19 protein-coding genes are annotated in these 17,541 nt (G+C 59.4%); 18 read left to right on the forward strand and 1 reads right to left on the reverse strand.

What is annotated here, in order from left to right; genetic code table 11:
• The first annotated feature begins 89 nt into the window (after positions 1 to 89).
• The 15 genes from QWE_RS11920 to folD all read left to right on the forward strand — a co-directional run bounded on the left by QWE_RS11920 (position 90) and on the right by folD (position 12,318).
• Positions 90 to 1,316, forward strand: a complete 1,227-nt coding sequence (locus tag QWE_RS11920) for a flagellar hook protein FlgE (protein ID WP_006726378.1) — start codon at positions 90 to 92, stop codon at positions 1,314 to 1,316.
• Positions 1,317 to 1,337: 21 nt separating this feature from the next.
• Positions 1,338 to 2,792: a flagellar hook-associated protein FlgK gene (flgK, locus tag QWE_RS11925; protein ID WP_006726379.1), complete on the forward strand. Its 1,455-nt coding sequence runs from the start codon at positions 1,338 to 1,340 to the stop codon at positions 2,790 to 2,792.
• Between the two features lie 5 nt (positions 2,793 to 2,797).
• Positions 2,798 to 3,862 carry a flagellar hook-associated family protein gene (locus QWE_RS11930; RefSeq protein ID WP_006726380.1) on the forward strand — a complete coding sequence of 355 codons (1,065 nt, stop codon included), beginning with the start codon at positions 2,798 to 2,800 and terminating at the stop codon, positions 3,860 to 3,862.
• A gap of 36 nt (positions 3,863 to 3,898) precedes the next feature.
• The gene (gene flaF / locus QWE_RS11935; protein ID WP_006726381.1) at positions 3,899 to 4,246 is read left to right on the forward strand and encodes a flagellar biosynthesis regulator FlaF; all 348 of its coding nucleotides are present in this window, start codon (positions 3,899 to 3,901) and stop codon (positions 4,244 to 4,246) included.
• Complete coding sequence (gene flbT / locus QWE_RS11940; RefSeq protein WP_006726382.1) at positions 4,243 to 4,692, forward strand: flagellar biosynthesis repressor FlbT; 450 nt, start codon at positions 4,243 to 4,245, stop codon at positions 4,690 to 4,692. The genes flaF and flbT overlap by 4 nt, the downstream gene beginning before the upstream one ends.
• Positions 4,683 to 5,132: a flagellar hook assembly protein FlgD gene (gene flgD, locus QWE_RS11945; protein ID WP_006726383.1), complete on the forward strand. Its 450-nt coding sequence runs from the start codon at positions 4,683 to 4,685 to the stop codon at positions 5,130 to 5,132. The genes flbT and flgD overlap by 10 nt, the downstream gene beginning before the upstream one ends.
• A gap of 58 nt (positions 5,133 to 5,190) precedes the next feature.
• On the forward strand, positions 5,191 to 5,457 hold the full coding sequence (locus QWE_RS11950; RefSeq protein WP_006726384.1) for a flagellar biosynthetic protein FliQ: 267 nt from the start codon (positions 5,191 to 5,193) through the stop codon (positions 5,455 to 5,457).
• A 108-nt stretch (positions 5,458 to 5,565) separates the two neighbouring features.
• Positions 5,566 to 7,653, forward strand: a complete 2,088-nt coding sequence (gene flhA, locus QWE_RS11955; RefSeq protein ID WP_006726385.1) for a flagellar biosynthesis protein FlhA — start codon at positions 5,566 to 5,568, stop codon at positions 7,651 to 7,653.
• A complete protein-coding gene (locus QWE_RS11960; protein WP_040300090.1) occupies positions 7,650 to 8,399 on the forward strand; it encodes a flagellar biosynthetic protein FliR in 750 nt (249 codons plus the stop codon). Before flhA ends, QWE_RS11960 begins: the two co-directional genes overlap by 4 nt.
• A 67-nt stretch (positions 8,400 to 8,466) precedes the next feature.
• Positions 8,467 to 8,820 carry a hypothetical protein gene (locus tag QWE_RS11965; RefSeq protein WP_052018175.1) on the forward strand — a complete coding sequence of 118 codons (354 nt, stop codon included), beginning with the start codon at positions 8,467 to 8,469 and terminating at the stop codon, positions 8,818 to 8,820.
• 33 nt (positions 8,821 to 8,853) lie between these two features.
• Entirely contained in the window at positions 8,854 to 9,414 is a 561-nt protein-coding gene (locus QWE_RS11970) for a rod-binding protein (protein ID WP_006726388.1), read from the forward strand.
• Between the two features lie 29 nt (positions 9,415 to 9,443).
• Complete coding sequence (locus QWE_RS11975; RefSeq protein ID WP_006726389.1) at positions 9,444 to 9,809, forward strand: hypothetical protein; 366 nt, start codon at positions 9,444 to 9,446, stop codon at positions 9,807 to 9,809.
• Positions 9,809 to 10,348 (forward strand): flagellar basal body-associated FliL family protein, encoded by a 540-nt coding sequence (locus QWE_RS11980; RefSeq protein ID WP_006726390.1) that lies wholly within the window; start codon positions 9,809 to 9,811, stop codon positions 10,346 to 10,348. The genes QWE_RS11975 and QWE_RS11980 overlap by 1 nt, the downstream gene beginning before the upstream one ends.
• 123 nt (positions 10,349 to 10,471) lie before the next feature.
• Positions 10,472 to 11,293, forward strand: a complete 822-nt coding sequence (locus tag QWE_RS11985; protein ID WP_100220897.1) for a WecB/TagA/CpsF family glycosyltransferase — start codon at positions 10,472 to 10,474, stop codon at positions 11,291 to 11,293.
• A 125-nt stretch (positions 11,294 to 11,418) separates the two neighbouring features.
• Positions 11,419 to 12,318, forward strand: coding sequence for a bifunctional methylenetetrahydrofolate dehydrogenase/methenyltetrahydrofolate cyclohydrolase FolD (gene folD / locus QWE_RS11990; protein WP_006726392.1), 900 nt, complete (start codon positions 11,419 to 11,421; stop codon positions 12,316 to 12,318).
• Positions 12,319 to 12,342: 24 nt separating this feature from the next.
• Here the strand turns inward: folD and QWE_RS11995 are convergent, their stop codons facing one another.
• Entirely contained in the window at positions 12,343 to 13,368 is a 1,026-nt protein-coding gene (locus QWE_RS11995) for a LacI family DNA-binding transcriptional regulator (RefSeq protein WP_006726393.1), read from the reverse strand.
• A gap of 280 nt (positions 13,369 to 13,648) precedes the next feature.
• Here QWE_RS11995 and QWE_RS12000 point away from each other — a divergent pair, with 280 nt between their 5' ends.
• The 3 genes from QWE_RS12000 to QWE_RS12010 all read left to right on the forward strand — a co-directional run bounded on the left by QWE_RS12000 (position 13,649) and on the right by QWE_RS12010 (position 17,514).
• A complete protein-coding gene (locus tag QWE_RS12000) occupies positions 13,649 to 15,001 on the forward strand; it encodes an ABC transporter substrate-binding protein (RefSeq protein WP_006726394.1) in 1,353 nt (450 codons plus the stop codon).
• 93 nt (positions 15,002 to 15,094) lie between these two features.
• The gene (locus QWE_RS12005) at positions 15,095 to 16,336 is read left to right on the forward strand and encodes a carbohydrate ABC transporter permease (RefSeq protein WP_006726395.1); all 1,242 of its coding nucleotides are present in this window, start codon (positions 15,095 to 15,097) and stop codon (positions 16,334 to 16,336) included.
• A gap of 14 nt (positions 16,337 to 16,350) precedes the next feature.
• Positions 16,351 to 17,514, forward strand: a complete 1,164-nt coding sequence (locus QWE_RS12010) for a carbohydrate ABC transporter permease (protein ID WP_006726396.1) — start codon at positions 16,351 to 16,353, stop codon at positions 17,512 to 17,514.
• Positions 17,515 to 17,541: the final 27 nt, after the last annotated feature.

The following is a 17,541-nucleotide window of genomic DNA, read 5'->3' on the forward strand; positions in this document are numbered from 1 at the left end:
GGGAAAAACAGCTGGGCGCTCAAGCCAGACAGCTTCACGCAAGGCCCACCTCATACTCTCCAAATCGACTAGCAAACGAGGATTTTGACATGAGCCTTTACGGAACCATGCGAACGGGTGTCTCCGGCATGAATGCCCAGTCGAACCGGCTGAGCACCGTCGCTGACAACATCGCCAATTCCAGCACTGTCGGCTACAAGAAGGCCTCTGTGCAATTTTCGTCGATGATTTTGCCGACCACGAACGGCGCCTACAATTCCGGTGGCGTCGAGACGCAGGTTCGCTATTCGATCTCGAGCCAGGGCACCTTCAGCTACACCACGTCGACGACGGACCTCGCCATCAATGGCGACGGCTTCTTCATCGTCAAGGGCGACGATGGCACCCCCTACATGACCCGTGCCGGCTCCTTCGTGCTCCAGGACGACGGCACTCTGAAGAACACGGCTGGCTATACGTTGCAGGGTTATCCCTACGATTCCGACGTCGATCCGACGATCGTTGTGAATGGCTTCGATGGCTTGCAGCCGGTGGACCTCTCCGGTTCGGGAATTTCGGCAGTCAGATCACTGACAGGTACACTGAACGTGAACCTGCCCAACTCGGCCGAAGTAGGGGTTGCCTCTGACATCAAGAAGACGTCTCTGACCGTCTTCGACAGTCAGGGATCAAGCCGATTGATCGATTTTACCTATGAGAAGATTAACGACAACACGTGGGAGGTCTCTGCGGTTGAAAGAGACACCGGCACCCAGGTTCTTGCACCGGAAACGTTGGTTTTTGACGTTGACGGCAAACTCGTATCTCCCGATCCAGCCGAGTTGACGCTTGATCCCTACACTGTCGAGGGTGCGGAGGTCGGCGACCCCACGAACGGCATCGTAATCAATATCGGTGCTACGACCCAGCTCGCCTCGGATTTCTCCGTCCAGTTGGGCAAGGTGGATGGCAACGCTGCCTCGAAGGTCAAAGGTTACGAAATCGATGACAAGGGCATCGTGTCGATTGCCTACGACAACGGTGATTTGGTGCCGACTTTCCGCGTCGCTCTGGCCAGTGTCCAGAGCCCGGACAATCTCAATCCGGTCGCCGGCAACATGTACACCCAGTCGAACAGTTCGGGCGTGGTCATCCTCGGCTATGCCGGCTCCAGCGGCTTTGGCACGATCCTCTCCGGTGCGCTTGAAGACTCCAACGTGGATGTCGCTGAAGAGCTCACGGCCATGATCGAGTCCCAGCGCAACTACACTGCAAACTCCAAGGTATTCCAGACCGGCTCCGAATTGATGGAAGTCCTGGTCAACCTGAAGAGATAATCGAAAGAGTAGGTTAGTCCTATGTCGCTTGCATCGTCACTGAATACGGCCAATTCGATTTTCCGGAACACGTCGCAGCAGACGTCCGTAATCTCGACGAACATCGCCAACACCGGCAACGAAAACTACGTTCGCCGTGACGCGGTGGTCACACAGACCGTTTACGGTTTCTCGACGGTGCAGAACGAACGCTCGCAGCAGATGGCTCTGCTGCGCCAGATGGCATCGTCGACGGCGCAGCAGAGTGCGCAGTCGACCCTTCTGGACGGGCTGACCACACTTTCCAACGCGCTTGGCGGCAACGACAAGGAGTTGTCGCCATCTAACTATCTCGCGAACCTGCAGAGCAGCCTGCAGGCCTTCGCCGCGGCACCGGGGGAATATGCGCTCGCCTCTACGGTCGTGACGGATGCGATAGACGTCGTCAATTCGCTCAACAACACGACGAAGACGACGCAGAAACTGCGTGAAGATACCGATGCTCAGATGTTTCAGCAGGTCGAGTCGCTGAACAAGCTGCTCGCCGAGTTCAAGATCGTCAACGACACGGTTGTGCGTCAGACGGCGACCGGCGGCAATGCCGACGACTATCTCGACCGGCGCGACACGCTCCTCAAGGAGATCTCGAAGATCGTCGGCGTCACCGTGAACATGCGCGATAACAGCGACATGGTTCTTTACACCTACGATGGCACGACGCTGTTCGAGACGGAACCGCGCGAAGTCAGCTTCGCGCGCACCTTTACCTATGACTCGACAGTCTCCGGCAATGCGATCTACATCGACGGCACTGCAGTTCGTGCTGGCGTCGGCGGCAATACCGACGGTCAGGGTTCGCTGGCTTCGCTCGTGCAGATCCGCGACGTCATTGCGCCAACCTTCCAGACCCAGCTCGATGAAATCGCTCGTGGCCTGATCGAAGCCTTCCAAGAAGCCGACATCGGCGGCGGCGGCGAACTGCCCGGCCTGTTCACCTGGCCGACCGGCACCGTTCCCCTGACAGGAACGGTAGAGCCTGGACTGGCTGCCCTCATTCAAGTCAATCCGGCCGTCCGCTCGGATTCCGGCGGCGATCCCATGCTGATCCGTGACGGTGGCATCAATGGCGCTGCCTATGTGCAGAACGTTGATGGATCCTCGGGTTTCACCGCTCTGATCAACAGCTATGTCGACGAACTCGCCGCCAATCGCGACTTCTCCTCCGACGCCGATCTGAAGACCAGTGCAAGTGTGCTGTCCTTCGCCAGCAACTCGATCGGCTGGCTCGAAGAACTGCGCTCGAATGCGACGACGGCGAACGAAAACAAGCAGGCGCTCTACGAGCGCACGTTCCAGACTTACTCCTCCAAGACGGCGGTCAGTCTCGACGAAGAACTCTCAATGCTGCTCGATGTCGAACAGTCCTACAAAGCCGCAGCCAAACTCGTCTCGACCGTGGATGAGATGCTGAAGGCCGTCATGGATATGGTGAGGTAATCCCAATGTCGACAGCCAGCGTTTCCAATCTTTCCACCCAGACATCCATGCGGCTGACCATTCGGCAGGCGCAAAATGAGCTCTTGAAGTCGCAGCAGGAAGTCAGCACCGGCTTCTACGCCGACATCGGCGCCGAACTGGGCAGCAGAACCTCGACCGTCGTTGACCTGAACCGGGAAAGCCTGCGGCTGAACTCGATGATCAGCAACAACTCGATCGCGACACAGCGTCTCTCCGCTTCTCAGGAAGCGCTGAAGCAGATCGCCACGGCCGCGGAAGAGATGAACAATGCGCTGATCACCATCTCCGGCTCGTCGAACAGCGATACGATCAACACCACCGTGATGACCGTATCGAACTCCCTCTCGACGATGACGAGCATGGCCAACCAGTCGGCCAATGGTGAATTCCTGTTCGCGGGCATCAACACCGATGTGAAGCCGCTCGCCGACTACACGGACACGTCGCCGGCCAAGACGGCTTTCGACAACGCATTCACCGGCTATTTCGGCTTTCCGCCGACCGATACGGCGAACGTCTCAACGATCGTCCCGAGTGGCGGGTTCCCGAGCATGGAGGATTTCATCACCTCTACGCTTGAGCCGATGTACACCGGAGCCGACTGGAACACCGATTGGTCGAACGCGACCGACCAGGCGATGACCAGCCGCATCACGCAATCGGAAACCGTCCAGACTTCCGCCTCGGCGAATGAAAACGGCTTCCGCTACTTTGCGCTCGCGGCCATCGTCACCAAGGAACTCATGACGATCGGTGCGCCAGCTGCGGCTGTCACCGTCGCGATCAACAAGGCGATCGACTATACGGGTCGCGCCATCACCGGCATCAACTCGACCCGCTCGGAACTTGGTCTTTCCGAGAACCGAATTGAGAAGGCGGATGCCTCGCTCAAGGTTCAGGTGGATATAATCGAAACCAGCCTGTCGAGCAAAATTGAAGTAGATGCGTACGAAGCGTCGACTCGCGTTAACTCTCTGCTTGCCATGGTGGAAGCATCCTACACGCTGACGGCGAGGATTCAGTCTCTGAGCCTTGTAAACTACCTTTGATGAGCAAAGGGTGAAATGAACCTGAAGGGCAACTGAATGTACCAGTTCTCATATGCCGAGATTATGGAAGATGGCGTCGCTGACGCCAAGGAGCGCGAACGGCAGGCCCTTGACCGTTGCATCCAGCTTCTGAGCGCGGCCCGTGAAAAAAAGGGCTACTCCCGCGAGGCGATCGAAGCTCTGTTTTATACCCGCCGGGTCTGGATCCGACTGATCGAAGATCTGCAGAACCCCGAGAACCAGCTCGGCGACGAAGTACGCGCCAATCTGATTTCCATCGCCATCTGGATTTTGAAAGAGTGTGACCGGATCCGCAAGCGAGAGTCCGAGAACTTCCAGGGCATCATCGACGTGACAACCATCATCAGGGATGGACTTAAATGAAGAGCACTTTGCGCATCTCGCTCAAGTCGGGCGAACGTATTTTCATCAATGGAGCGGTTCTGCGCGTCGACCGCAAGGTTGCCCTCGAGTTCCTGAACGATGTCACCTTCCTGCTCGAGAACCATGTTCTGCAGCCGGAACAGGCGACGACGCCGTTGCGTCAGCTCTACTTCATCGCCCAGATGATGCTGATCAATCCGGAAGGCAAGGATCAGTCGCTCGCGATGTTCCGCAAGTCGGTGATCATGCTGCTGTCCTGCTTCGAGAACGAGGAGATCCTCGCAGAACTGAAGCGCATCGACGGCATGGTTTCCTCTGGTCGCGCTTTCGACGCCTTGAAGGCGATCCGCCAGCTCTATCCGATCGAGGACCGCATCCTGAATAACCAGGAAATGGCGCCGGCGACGATCGAGCAGATCCGCAAGGAGATCGCACCATGGCGGTAGACGGTGTAGCTGCAGCGACTGCGGCCCCGACGACCTCGTCGGCCACCGGCAGCACGGCAAGCAAGGCTGCCGCAAAGGCATCTGTCGACTACGATAGCTTCCTGAAGCTCTTGATCGCTCAGATGAAAAACCAGGATCCGACCGATCCGATGGATGCCAGCGCGCAGATCGCGCAGCTGGCGACCTTCTCGCAGGTCGAACAGTCGATCCAGATGAACTCGAACCTCGAGACCTTGATCACCGGTAATGCCCTGACCAATGCCTCCTCCTATATCGGCAAGACGATCACCAGTGCCGATGAAAAGACCAGCGGCATCGTGGCCTCCGTCCGTGTCTATACAGACACGATGGTCGCAACGACGACGGAAGGTAAGGAAGTTCCGATCGTCGTTGGCGTTCGCGTCGGCACCAAGCCTGCGACCGAGACGAGCGACTCCTGATATGATAGTCCTTTCGGCGCGGACGGCATGATTCGCCGCCCCGAAAGGATATCGTCTCATGAATGAGGCAGACGCTCTCGACATTCTCCAGGCTGCGATCTGGACAATCATCGTTGCTTCCGGCCCGGCTGTGGCCGCCGGCATGATCGTGGGTGTGACGATTGCCTTGATCCAGGCGCTGACCCAGGTTCAGGAAATGACCCTGACCTTCGTGCCGAAGATCCTTGCGATCATGATCACCATCGGTATCTCCGCCCCCTTCGTCGGCGCCCAGATCAGTCTCTTCAGCAATCTCGTTTTCTCGCGGATCCAGTCAGGATTCTAGCCGGGTTCGGCCTGACACCCTCGCGCAAGCTTCGCCGTCTATCTCTCCAAGGCAGACTGCCGGAAGCATGGTCTTCCGGATGACTTCTCATGAAGAGATGGAATGGACATGGCGCAACCACCTGCACTCGTAATCCCGAAGGCCAGCCCCAGCGGGCGTGACATCGGTTTCGCGTTCGGGATCGTGATGATCCTGTGCATTCTCTTCTTGCCGATACCGCCCTTCCTGATCGACGTCGGCCTGGCATTCTCCATTGCGCTGTCCGTCCTCATCCTGATGGTCGCGCTCTGGATCCAGCGCCCTCTGGATTTCTCGTCCTTCCCGACGATCCTGCTGATCGCCACGATGATCCGCCTCTCGCTCAACATCGCGACGACGCGCGTCATTCTCACCCACGGACACGAGGGCCACGGCGCCGCCGGCGGCGTGATCGCCGGCTTCTCGAACCTGGTGATGGGCGGCGATTTCGTCATCGGTCTGATCGTCTTCCTGATCCTGATCACCGTCAATTTCATCGTCATCACCAAGGGTGCCACGCGTATCGCGGAAGTCGGCGCCCGCTTTACCCTCGATGCCATCCCCGGCAAGCAGATGTCGATCGACGCCGACCTGTCGGCCGGCATCATCGATGAAAAGGAAGCGCAGCACAGACGCCGCGAACTGGAGCAGGAAAGCTCGTTCTTCGGTGCGATGGACGGTGCGTCCAAATTCGTCCGCGGCGATGCAATTGCCGGCCTGATCATCACCGCCATCAACGTCGCTGGCGGCATCATCATCGGCTATTTCCGCCACGGCATGGAACTCGGCCAGGCGGCCGACGTCTTCGTCAAGCTCTCCGTCGGTGACGGCATTGTTTCGCAGGTTCCCGCCCTGATCGTCTCGCTGGCCGCCGGCCTGCTGGTCTCGCGCGGCGGCACGCCGGGCTCCACCGATCAGGCGGTCGTCAATCAGCTGAGCGGCTATCCGCGCGCCTTGTCTGTCGCGGCCGCAATGATGGGGGCATTGGCACTCGTTCCCGGCCTCCCGCTGATCCCGTTCACCGTTCTTGGCGGTGTCATGGCCTTCGGCGCCTGGTTCATTCCTCGCCAGCTCGAAGCTGCAAACCAGCTGAAGCGCGACCAGGAGGAAAAGAAGGTCATTCAGAACAAGGAGGCCGAGAAGGACTCGGTCAAATCTGTCCTGAAGACCTCGGAAATCGAGCTCGCGCTCGGCAAGCTCGTCTCGACACGCCTTCTCGGCGCTCATCAGGAACTGGCCTTCCGCGTCGGCAAGATGCGCAAGAAGTTCGCCAGCCAGTACGGTTTCGTGGTGCCGGAAATCAAGGTCACCGACGATATCGCCATCCCGGAAAAGGCCTATCAGATCCGCATCCACGGCACGACGGTCGCGTCCAACAACCTGCGCGTCGGCGAAGTTCTGGTCGTTACCGGTTCCGGCCGCAAGCCGAACGTGCCGGGTGACGAAATCCGCGAACCCGCCTTCGGCATGCCGGCCGTATCGGTTCTCGAAACCTTCACCGAAGAATTGAAGCGCGAGGGCTTCCACCCGATCGACAATGTCTCTGTGGTCCTCACCCATGTGAGCGAAGTCATCCGCAACAACCTGCCGCAGCTGCTGTCCTACAAGGACGTCAAGGTGCTGATCGATCGCCTCGACCCGGAATACAAGAAGCTCGCCGACGAAATCTGCTCGTCGCACATGTCCTATTCGGGCCTTCAGGCGGTCTTGAAGTTGCTGCTTGCCGAGCGCGTCTCGATCCGCAACCTGCATCTCATTCTCGAAGCGGTCGCCGAGCTCGCGCCGCATGTCCGCAAGACAGAGCAGATTGTCGAGCACGTGCGCGTTCGCATGGCCCAGCAGCTTTGCGGCGACCTCACCGACAACGGCGTCCTGCGCGTCCTGCGCCTCGGCTCCAAGTGGGATCTCGTCTTCCACCAGGCGCTCAAGCGCGATGCCAAGGGCGAGATCGTCGAATTCGACATTGATCCGCGCAGCCTGGAGGAGTTCTCCGAACAGGCAAGCCAGGTTATCCGTGAATTCATGGACCGGGGCCTGCCCTTCGTCCTTGTCACGTCGCCTGAAACACGGTCCTATGTGCGCATGATCATCGAACGACTCTTTGCCACCTTGCCGGTCCTTTCGCATGTGGAACTCGCCAAGGGCATCGAGATCAAGATTTTGGGCTCCATTTCATGATTTCTGACCCGCAGGGGAGTGTGCTGGTGCTGATCGCGATTTTCTGTCGCATCGGCGCCTGCATCATGACCCTGCCGGGCTTTTCTTCGGCCCGCATCTCGATGACGGTGCGGTTCTTCCTCGCCTTCTCCATCTCGCTGGCGATGACGCCCCTGCTCTTCGACACGGTCTATCCTCGGGTATCCGGGGGAGGGGCCTCCCTGATCGGCGTCATCGTCGCCGAACTCTTGATCGGCATGATGTACGGATTGGTCCCACGCTTCTACGTGCTCGGACTGCAGTTCACCGGTTCGGCGATTTCGATGGCGATCGGCCTCAACACGCCGGGCTCGTCAGATGTCCTCGAAGACGCCCCAGACAACCAGATGACCAATCTGATTTCCTTCGGCGGCCTTCTCGTTCTGTTCATGCTGGATTTCCACCATGTGGTTTTCCGCGCGCTTTTCGATTCCTATTCGGTGATGCCGATCGGCGGCATGCCGGACAGCCAGAAAATGCTGATCACGCTGACCGATACCCTGACGCAGACCTTTCTGCTGATGCTGCGCCTGGCGAGCCCATTCCTGATCTTCGGCCTGATGTTCAACGTCGCCGTCGGTCTCGTCAACAAGCTCGCCCCCCAGGTGCCTGTCTTCTACATTTCGACCCCCTACCTTCTGCTGGGCGGTCTGCTGTTGGTTTATTTCACCATCGCCGCCATGGTCATGCAGTTCGGCCAGTACTTTCCGATGATCTTCAATTTCTGACGAGGCTGCCTTGGGACCGCAAAAGAAATCCGACAAACTCAAGCGTCTCGTCGCCGTGCAGCGTCACATGGAGCGAATGGCCGAAAGCGATCTGGGCATCACCGCCCAACGCATCGAGGAAAACGCTCGCTCGATGGACACGGTCATGGATGCCATCGGATCGCTCGATCCCTTGCACCGTCTTTTTGCCCAGAACTATGCCGACCGCTTCGACCGCCTCTCCAACACGGACAAGCAGTTGCATGGTCTGCAGCAGGTTCAGGAAATGAAGCTGATGCGCGAGCGAGCCAAGGGCGACCGGCTGGAAGAAAACATGAAGGATGCGCGCGACCACGAAGAGCGCGAACGCGACGATGATGCCATCTACGATCTGATCGACCTGAAATTTGCCACACCAGCCTCCAGCAAGCTTCAGGAGTGATAGTCGCCTCGAACCGAAAACGAGGATGTCACCGTGGCCATTTCTCCTCCAAGCGATCTGGTGCTGGACGTTGTCCGTGCTGCTGATCCGGCACAAGTTGCCGCTGCCCAGGAAAAACTGAAAGCCAACCGGGCGAACTTCATGGCGACCAGTCTCGCCGAGAAGGGCGCAGGCTTTGGCGCGACCGTCGACATTCTGAACCGTACCGCGAATGCCGCACGGGTCGAAGCGACGGCGGAGAAGGCCGAAGAGGTCGGCAAGCCGCCAAAGATCTACCGCGATTTTGAAGCAGTCTATCTGACCAACTTCGTCCAGAGCATGCTGCCGGACGAGAGCGAAGAAGTTTACGGCAAGGGCAATTCTGGCGAAATGTGGAAGAGCATGATGGCCGAGCAGCTCGGCACCGTGCTCTCCGAATCCGGTGGCGTCGGCATCGCTCAACAGATGTATGACCAGGCGCTCCAGCGCGTGCGCGGCCAGGATAACGTCAATGCCGCAACGGACGAGACAGATCGCGGTCTGGCCATGAGCTGGGTGACCGATCTAGAGCGTCGCACCCTCGGTGCCGGCGCTGACACTGATACCAAGAATTGATCGATTTTTCGAAAGACAGGGCAGAATTCATGGAAGTTGTTTCGAGCGAATATCGGGTGAAGACGGTACTGAGCCGGCTTGAGCGTATCATCGACAATGAGAACGAACGGATCGGCAAGGATCCGGAATTCGACTTCAAGGTTTCCAACGCCCACAAGAGTCGCTGCCTTTACGAATTGACCATGCTGTTCCGCGACACGGATCCGCGCGAATTCGCCGTCAACTATGTCGAGCAGCTCCATGTTTTGAAGGAAAAGCTCGCCTTGAACGCTCGTCGTGTCGAGGCGCATCTCGCGGCCGTTCGTGCCGTAGCCGATATCCTGAAGAACGCGGTTCGCGACGCCGATGGTGACGGCACCTATTCTCAGGAACAGTTCCAGTTCAGCGAGTTCTGATGGGCAAGATACTCGGAATCGGCCTTTGGGTCTGCATCGTCACGCTAGGGGCAGTCTATGGCTCGATCTACCTGGCGACAGCCCCTGCCGGCCCGAGCGAGGAAGAGACGAAGAAGGCCGCGCTCGAGCTCGTTCGTGGCGAGCCCATCACCATTCCGGTCATTGGCGGTGGTGATGTCACCGGATATTTCCTGACCCGCATCTCCTTCATGATGGACAAGGAAAAGATCAAGGGACAAACCTTGCCGACGACCCAAGTGATGACCGACCAGCTGTTCACGCTGCTGGTCGGCAACAAGATGGTCGATATCGGCAACGTCGCGGCTTTCAACGTCAATTCCTTCCGTGATCAGATCAAGACCGAGATGAATGCAAGGCTCGGCGAAGGCATGATCGATCAGGTGCTGATCGAGCAGCTCGACTACGTCTCGAAGGACGCCGCCCGCAAGGCCGCCGACGGTGGTTCCAAGCCGATCGAGATGACGACGGTCGTTGAAGGCGAAAAGGTCGAAGAAAAGCCCGCATCGTCAGGGCATTGATGACCTGTGCGCCATCATGGTGAACGGCGGGTTGATCATCTCATGAGAATTGTAGTGCCGCGCTTAACCTGAATTTGAGCTGTCGCTGATAGGTTCCGAGCATCGATCCTCGGGACCCGTTCCATGCCAGCTTCGTCATTTTCTGCATTGAGAGAACCGGACGACGTGGTCGGTGAGGCTCCGCAGCCGGTCGTCCCGGTACGCCCGATCCTCGATATGCCCGTGCACGATCTCGGCTGGAAGCCGGCGCTCGCCTTGCTCGAAGAAAAGCTGACCGAGGACAGGGGCCTGACTCACATCGCCTTCCTCAATGCCAACAATGCCAATGTCATGATGCGAGATCCCGATTACCGCGAGGTTCTCGGTCGGTGTCTGGTCCTGCCGGATGGCATAGGTGTCGACATCGCTGCAAGGTTCCTGCACGGCGGCCGCTTCTCGGCCAATCTGAATGGGACCGACTTCGTTCCAGCTGCTCTGACTTTCATCACCAAACCGCTACGGGTGGGCCTGCTCGGCGCGACATCCGAGGTGCTTCAGGATGCGGCCAACAACTTCCGGCGACATTCGCCCTGGCATGACTTCGTGGAAATCTCGGATGGCTATTTCGACCGGGCCGATCCGACCTTCATTTTGAAGCGCATCGAGCAGGCCCGCATCGATCTGCTGCTCGTTGCTATGGGCACGCCTTTGCAGGAAAAATGGGTCGACAGGCACCTGACGGGCGATCATGCCCGGGTCGTGATCAGTGTTGGCGCATTGCTCGACTTCGTCTCGGGACGCGTCCCGCGGGCGCCCGACTGGGTTCGCCAACTGAGATCCGAATGGCTGTTTCGCCTTTGGCTGGAGCCTTCGCGCCTTTGGCGGCGCTATGTTCTCGGCATCCCCGTCTTTCTGGCCCACGTCTTGCGCCATCGGCTTCGTGAGCCCTCAACGCTACTCGGCTGACAGCGGAGCCGCGAAATCCTGCACTTGCAATATGCCGCATTTTGACAGCATAGGACGGCGACAGGCAAACGGCGCCTGCATGTTGGCGCTAGCTTGCTGCGAGTTCTAGACGGGGATTGTGCACAGTGACCACGGTAATCGATGGAAAGGCCGCCGCCGCTTCGGTAATCGAAGCGGTAACCTCAGCAGCGACGACACTCAAGACCTCCGGCCATCGCAAGCCGGGCCTGGCCGTGGTCATCGTCGGCGACGACCCGGCAAGCCACGCTTACGTCGGTGCCAAGAGCCGGATGGCCAAGCAGTGTGGCTTTAACTCGATTCAGCACACCTTGCCCGAGAAGACCTCTCAGGAACAGCTGATGACGCTGGTCGCTTCGCTCAATGCCGATCCCGAGATCGACGGTATCCTCGTCCAGCTCCCGCTTCCCAAGCATCTCGACAGCGAGCCGGTGATCCAGTCGATCCTGCCCGAAAAGGATGTCGATGGCCTGCACATCGTCAACGCCGGCAAGCTCGCCACCGGTGATCTGAAGACGGGCCTGCTCTCCTGCACGCCCGCCGGCGCCATGATCCTCGTGCGCCAGATCCATGGTGGCGACCTCTCCGGCCTCAACGCACTGGTCATCGGCCGTTCGAACCTCTTCGGCAAACCGATGGCGCAACTGCTGCTGAACGCCAATGCCACCGTCACCATCGGCCATTCGCGCAGCCGCGACCTGCCGGAGCTTGCCCGTCAGGCGGACATCCTGGTCGCAGCCGTCGGCCGTGCCGAGATGGTCAAGGCCGACTGGTTGAAGCCCGGGGCGACCGTCATCGATGTTGGCATCAACCGTGTCGCAGCGCCTGAGAAGGGCGAGGGCAAGTTCAAGCTGGTCGGCGATGTCGCCTTTGCCGAATGCAAGCCGGTTGCCAAGGCAATCTCGCCGGTTCCGGGCGGCGTCGGGCCGATGACGATTGCCATGCTGATGGCCAACACCGTGATTGCCGCCCATCGTCGGGCCGGCATGACCGCGCCGCGCTTCTGACGCACGAGGCCATCGATCGCCGGGTCAGGTGGGAGCCGGCCCGGTCGAGGCCCGGACCACCAGTTCCACCTTCCACAATTCCTGTGCCGGTGGCGCAGGCACGGTCTGATTGATCATCGCAATCAGCCGTTCTCCGATCCGCTCGCCGGCAGCGCGAAGCGACGAGCGCGTCGTCGTGAGCGGCGTCGAAAAGTTCTCCGGCTTCAGCAATGGCAGTTCGTCGTCATGCGCGATCAGGGAGACGTCCACGCCAAGCTTGAGGCCAAGCTCGTTCATCGCCCTGACGGCGCCGAGTGCCAGCACGGTACTGGCGCATAATACGGCGGTCGGCCGGTCCGGTCCGGACAGGATCTCCTTCATCCCGCGATAGCCCTGTTCGTCGCCCATGAAGCTGTGCCGTGTATGGCGAGGATCGAGCAGCAATCCCCGGTCGGCCAGCGCCTTTTCCGTTCCCAGCCGTCGCCGATGGGCAAAGTCGAGATCGGCATGGCCGTTCAGCAGGGCGATCCGCTTGTGGCCGAGTTGCAGCAGGAAACGGGTCGCATCGTAGAATGCGCCTTCATTGTCGACATCCAGAAACGGATAGTCCAGCTCAAGCCCCGAGGAGCGGCCGTGGACGATGAAGGGAAGCGATAGTGTCTTCGCCATCACGATCCTCGGGTCCTTCTCGCGAACATAGGCGAGATAGTAACCGTCGACGCTGCCGCTGGCGGCGAGCCAGCGGATCGCCTGCTCCTCGTCTTCGGCTTTGGAAGGCATGATGACGAAGTGGAAGTCTTGGAGGATCGCAGCCTCGGCCAGTCCGCTCTGGAACTCGGCGAAGTGCATGTCCGAACTGTGGTCGGGCGAGATCGGCATGATCAGCCCGATGGACCCGGCCTTACCGGTGGCGAGCCTCTGCGCTGCGCGATTGGGCCGATAGCCGGTTTCCTTGGCGGCCTGAAGCACGCGCCTGCGCGTCTCTTCGTTCACTTCGGGATAACCGTTGAGCGCGCGGCTGATCGTCGTCTGCGACAGACCGAGCATCTGCGACAATTCTTTGAGATTCACTGCTGGCATTCCTCTCCCGTGCAAGGCCGCCAGTTGCCTCCACAGGCGGCCAAAGCGCTTCGACTATGGCGCAGACCAGCGGGCTGCGACAAGAGGAAAATGATACAAATCAATGCAGTTGCTTCTTCTCGAACTGGGAGTTGCGCCTAAATGTGGCAGTACCAGAAAAGCGCTTGACTCGGTGTGGACCCCAATGTGATGAAATAGGGGCCAAAGCGCTTTGAGGAAAACGCGCTGACCAAGGACGTTTGGCCGTCCGATGTGATGGGAGGTTAATCACATGAAGAAACTGTTTTTGATGACCGTGGCGACTGCCGCGCTCGTAGCCGGCTCGGTCGGCGCACAGGAATTGAAGTTCGCTCCCGGTGAAGATGCCAAGTTCAACTGGGCAAGTTTCGAAGAGCTGAAGAAGACCCAGCTCAACGGCGAACAGATCACCATTTTTGGCCCCTGGCTCGGCCCTGACCAGGTCCTCGTCGAAAGCGTTCTGGCCTATTTCGCAGCCGCGACTGGCGCGGATGTACGCTATACCGGCTCTGACAGCTTCGAGCAGCAGATCGTCGTCGATCTGGAAGCCGGCTCCGCTCCCAACATCGCTATCTTCCCGCAGCCGGGCCTCGCGTCCGACATGGCAAAGCGTGGCTTCCTGACCGATCTCGGTGCTGAAAACGCATCCTGGCTCAAGGACAACTACGCTGCCGGCCAGTCCTGGGTCGACCTCGGCACCTATGCTGGCCAGGATGGCAACACGGCTTTCTACGGCTTCCCCTTCAAGACCGACCTAAAGTCGCTCGTCTGGTATTCGCCTGAGAACTTCGAGGATGCCGGTTACGAAGTCCCCGAAACCATGGAAGAGCTCAAGGCTCTGACCGAAAAGATCGTGGCTGACGGCGGCACGCCCTGGTGCATCGGTCTCGGTTCGGGTGCTGCCACCGGTTGGCCAGCAACCGACTGGGTCGAGGACATGATGCTCCGCACCGCATCGCCGGAAGACTACGACAAGTGGGTTTCCAACGAAATGAAGTTCGACGACCCAATCGTCGTCAACGCCATCAACGAATTCGGCTGGTTTGCCAAGAACGACAAGTTCGTCGTTGGCGGTGCAGGCGCCGTTGCTTCGACCGACTTCCGCGACAGCCCGAAGGGTCTCTTTGCCTCGCCGCCGCAGTGCTACCTGCACCGTCAGGCTTCGTTCATTCCGTCCTTCTTCCCCGAGGGCACGAGCGTTGGTGAAGATGCAGACTTCTTCTACTTCCCGGCCTATGCCGAGAAGGATCTCGGCAGCCCGGTTCTCGGCGCAGGTACCACCTTCGCCATCACCAAGGACAGCAAGGCTGCTCGCGCCTTCATCGAGTTTCTGAAGTCGCCGATCGCCCATGAAGTCTGGATGGCCCAGAAGGGCTTTCTCACCCCGCACAAGGGTGTAAACCCGGAAGTCTTCACCGATCCGACCGTTCGTAAGATGAACGACATCCTGCTGCAGGCCACCACCTTCCGCTTCGACGGTTCCGACCTGATGCCGGGCGCCATCGGCGCTGGCAGCTTCTGGACCGGCATGGTCGACTTTGTCGGTGGCAAGTCTGCCGAAGATGTTGCAAAGTCGATCCAGACAGCCTGGGACGGCATCAAGTAAGCTGCCGTAGAACAGTATTGCCTAACGAACGTCCGGGCTTGACCGCCCGGGCGCTCGCAAAAAAATCAGAAGGCATGCGGAGGGGAGACCAAGATGAATCCGGCGTTGCAGGCTCTGATCACGATCGTCATCGGTGTCGGTGGGTGTATCGGTTATTTCTATCTGTCGAACGTGTTCGTCGACAGGGTGCTGTTCCCCGCAAAGGGCGAACATGCAGGGCGCAATATCAACCGCGCCAACATGATCCGCCCCTGGCTCTTCCTATTTCCGGCGATCGTGGCACTCGGCCTCTATCTGGTCTATCCGGTCATCGCCTCGCTCTGGTTGTCGGTAACCAGCCGCAATGCGGGCGGCGCCTTTGTCGGTCTGGCCAATTATGAGCGCATGCTCGGCGAAACGAAATTCTGGGAAGCGATCAGCAACAATCTCTTGTGGCTGACCGTCGTCCCGGCCGCATCCACGGCCTTTGGCCTGCTCGCCGCACAGCTGACCGACCGGATTTCCTGGGGCAATATCGCGAAATCGCTGATCTTCATGCCCATGGCGATTTCCTTTGTCGGTGCGTCCGTCATCTTCAAGCTGGTCTATGACACGCGCCCGGCAGGGGAAGAGCAGATCGGCCTTCTGAACGCCTTGTGGCTGTCCTTCGATGGCGGATGGGGTGCGGTCTTGGTGCTTCGCGTTCTTCCGGCACTCCTGCTTCTCGCCTTTATCGCTTTCGTCGTCTACGGCATTTACCAGCTGTTGCGCCCGCTCTCAGGCGGCATCGGCTATCATGGCGGCAGCTCGAAATTCGGCGTGGTCGTGCGCGTCGCACTCACCCTGGCCGGCCTCTGGCTTTGCTATCGCGGGCTGATTTCCACCTACTCCGTCCTGACCTTCGAATATCCCTATGGTCAGCCGCAGACCTGGTTGACGATCCCCTTCTGGAACAACTTCTTCCTGATGGTGGTGCTGATCTGGATTCAGACCGGTTTCGCCATGGTCATCCTGTCGGCGGCGCTGCGCGGGATCCCGGAAGAAACGATCGAGGCGGCCGTCATCGACGGGGCTAACGACTTCGAGATCTTCTTCAAGATCAAGATCCCGCAGATCATGGGAACCGTCGTCGTCGTCTGGACCACGATCACGCTCGTCGTCCTCAAGGTCTTCGACATCGTCTTTGCGATGACCAACGGCCAGTGGGAAACGCAGGTGCTTGCAAACTACATGTTCGACAAGCTCTTCCGGGCCAATGACTGGGGCATCGGCTCGGCAAGCGCCATGGTGATCATGCTGCTGGTTCTGCCGATCCTGATCTGGAACGTCTACAACGCTCGAAAAGAAATGCGCTGAGGGGAGGCGGGACCATGGCAAAGATTGCAGGCAAAAAATCCGGTCTCGTCTGGGCCGTTCATCTCTCGGTCGCGGCGCTGGTCGTCCTCTGGCTTCTGCCGACCGCAGGCCTCTTCATCTCCTCATTCCGCACGGCAGACCAGATCGCCACCAGCGGCTGGTGGAGTTCGCTCTTCTCGCAGGAGCAGAACCTCGTCTTGAGAACCGCAGCACCGTCGACCCAGCGCCAGGAAGGCAATCTCTGGGTCATCGAGGGCAATCTGCTCAGCGAAGGCGGCGCTTCGGCCGAGGCGGAGATCTCGACCTGGGGCACCACGTCGCGCGCCATCAGCGAATACGAACCCGGTGCGACCGCACCCATGGGTGACAGTGCTCGTGTGACCGTTCAGGAGAATGGTGACTATCGTCTGGAAAGCGATGTCGAGCTGACCGGCACCCGTGGCGATCGCATCTTCGTGACGGCCGAGCTTCCGCCGGAATTCACGCTCGACAACTACGAGACGGTGCTCTTCTCCGGCTCCACCACAGATTCTATGGCGAAGGCCTTCTTCAACACGCTGACGGTGACCATTCCCGCCACGGTGATCCCGATCGTGATTGCAGCCTTCGCGGCCTATGCGCTCGCGTGGATGGAATTCCCGGGACGCGCACTGCTGATTGCGGCCGTGGTCGCACTTCTGGTCGTGCCGCTGCAGTTGGCACTCATCCCGCTCCTTCGCCTTCATCTGTCGATCGGCATCGGCAAGGGTTATCTCGGTGTCTGGCTTGCCCATACGGGCTTCGGCCTGCCGCTCGCGATCTACCTTTTGCGCAATTACATGGTCGGGCTCCCGCGCGACATCATCGAATGCGCCAAGGTAGACGGTGCGACGGATTTCCAGATCTTCACCCGCATCATCCTTCCCTTGTCGTTCCCGGCGCTTGCCTCCTTCGCCATCTTCCAGTTCCTCTGGACCTGGAACGACCTGCTTGTCGCCAAGGTCTTCCTGATCGATGCGACCGGCGAGACGACCGTGATGACGAACCAGATTGTCGAGCTCTTGGGCACGCGCGGCGGCAACTGGGAAATCCTGGCAACGGCCGCCTTCGTGTCGATCGCGGTGCCGCTCCTCGTCTTCTTCTTCATGCAACGCTACCTCGTGCGTGGCCTCCTTGCCGGATCGGTTAAGGGTGGCTGACGCGGGGTCTTCAGACCAAGCCAACAG

The sequence above is a fragment of the Agrobacterium albertimagni AOL15 genome, assembly GCF_000300855.1.
Lineage (GTDB): Bacteria > Pseudomonadota > Alphaproteobacteria > Rhizobiales > Rhizobiaceae > Allorhizobium > Allorhizobium albertimagni.

Excerpts from the sequence above, each read along its gene's own strand:
- QWE_RS12000 (WP_006726394.1), top strand. The coding sequence starts at position 13,649 with ATGAAGAAACTGTTTTTGATGACCGTGGCGACTGCCGCGCTCGTAGCC.
- flhA (WP_006726385.1), top strand. The coding sequence starts at position 5,566 with ATGGCGCAACCACCTGCACTCGTAATCCCGAAGGCCAGCCCCAGCGGG.
- QWE_RS11950 (WP_006726384.1), top strand. The coding sequence starts at position 5,191 with ATGAATGAGGCAGACGCTCTCGACATTCTCCAGGCTGCGATCTGGACA.
- flbT (WP_006726382.1), top strand. The coding sequence starts at position 4,243 with ATGAAGAGCACTTTGCGCATCTCGCTCAAGTCGGGCGAACGTATTTTC.
- QWE_RS11985 (WP_100220897.1), top strand. The coding sequence starts at position 10,472 with ATGCCAGCTTCGTCATTTTCTGCATTGAGAGAACCGGACGACGTGGTC.
- QWE_RS12010 (WP_006726396.1), top strand. The coding sequence starts at position 16,351 with ATGGCAAAGATTGCAGGCAAAAAATCCGGTCTCGTCTGGGCCGTTCAT.
- flgK (WP_006726379.1), top strand. The coding sequence starts at position 1,338 with ATGTCGCTTGCATCGTCACTGAATACGGCCAATTCGATTTTCCGGAAC.
- QWE_RS11960 (WP_040300090.1), top strand. The coding sequence starts at position 7,650 with ATGATTTCTGACCCGCAGGGGAGTGTGCTGGTGCTGATCGCGATTTTC.
- QWE_RS11975 (WP_006726389.1), top strand. The coding sequence starts at position 9,444 with ATGGAAGTTGTTTCGAGCGAATATCGGGTGAAGACGGTACTGAGCCGG.
- QWE_RS11980 (WP_006726390.1), top strand. The coding sequence starts at position 9,809 with ATGGGCAAGATACTCGGAATCGGCCTTTGGGTCTGCATCGTCACGCTA.
- QWE_RS11930 (WP_006726380.1), top strand. The coding sequence starts at position 2,798 with ATGTCGACAGCCAGCGTTTCCAATCTTTCCACCCAGACATCCATGCGG.
- QWE_RS11965 (WP_052018175.1), top strand. The coding sequence starts at position 8,467 with ATGGAGCGAATGGCCGAAAGCGATCTGGGCATCACCGCCCAACGCATC.
- flaF (WP_006726381.1), top strand. The coding sequence starts at position 3,899 with ATGTACCAGTTCTCATATGCCGAGATTATGGAAGATGGCGTCGCTGAC.
- QWE_RS12005 (WP_006726395.1), top strand. The coding sequence starts at position 15,095 with ATGAATCCGGCGTTGCAGGCTCTGATCACGATCGTCATCGGTGTCGGT.
- flgD (WP_006726383.1), top strand. The coding sequence starts at position 4,683 with ATGGCGGTAGACGGTGTAGCTGCAGCGACTGCGGCCCCGACGACCTCG.
- QWE_RS11920 (WP_006726378.1), top strand. The coding sequence starts at position 90 with ATGAGCCTTTACGGAACCATGCGAACGGGTGTCTCCGGCATGAATGCC.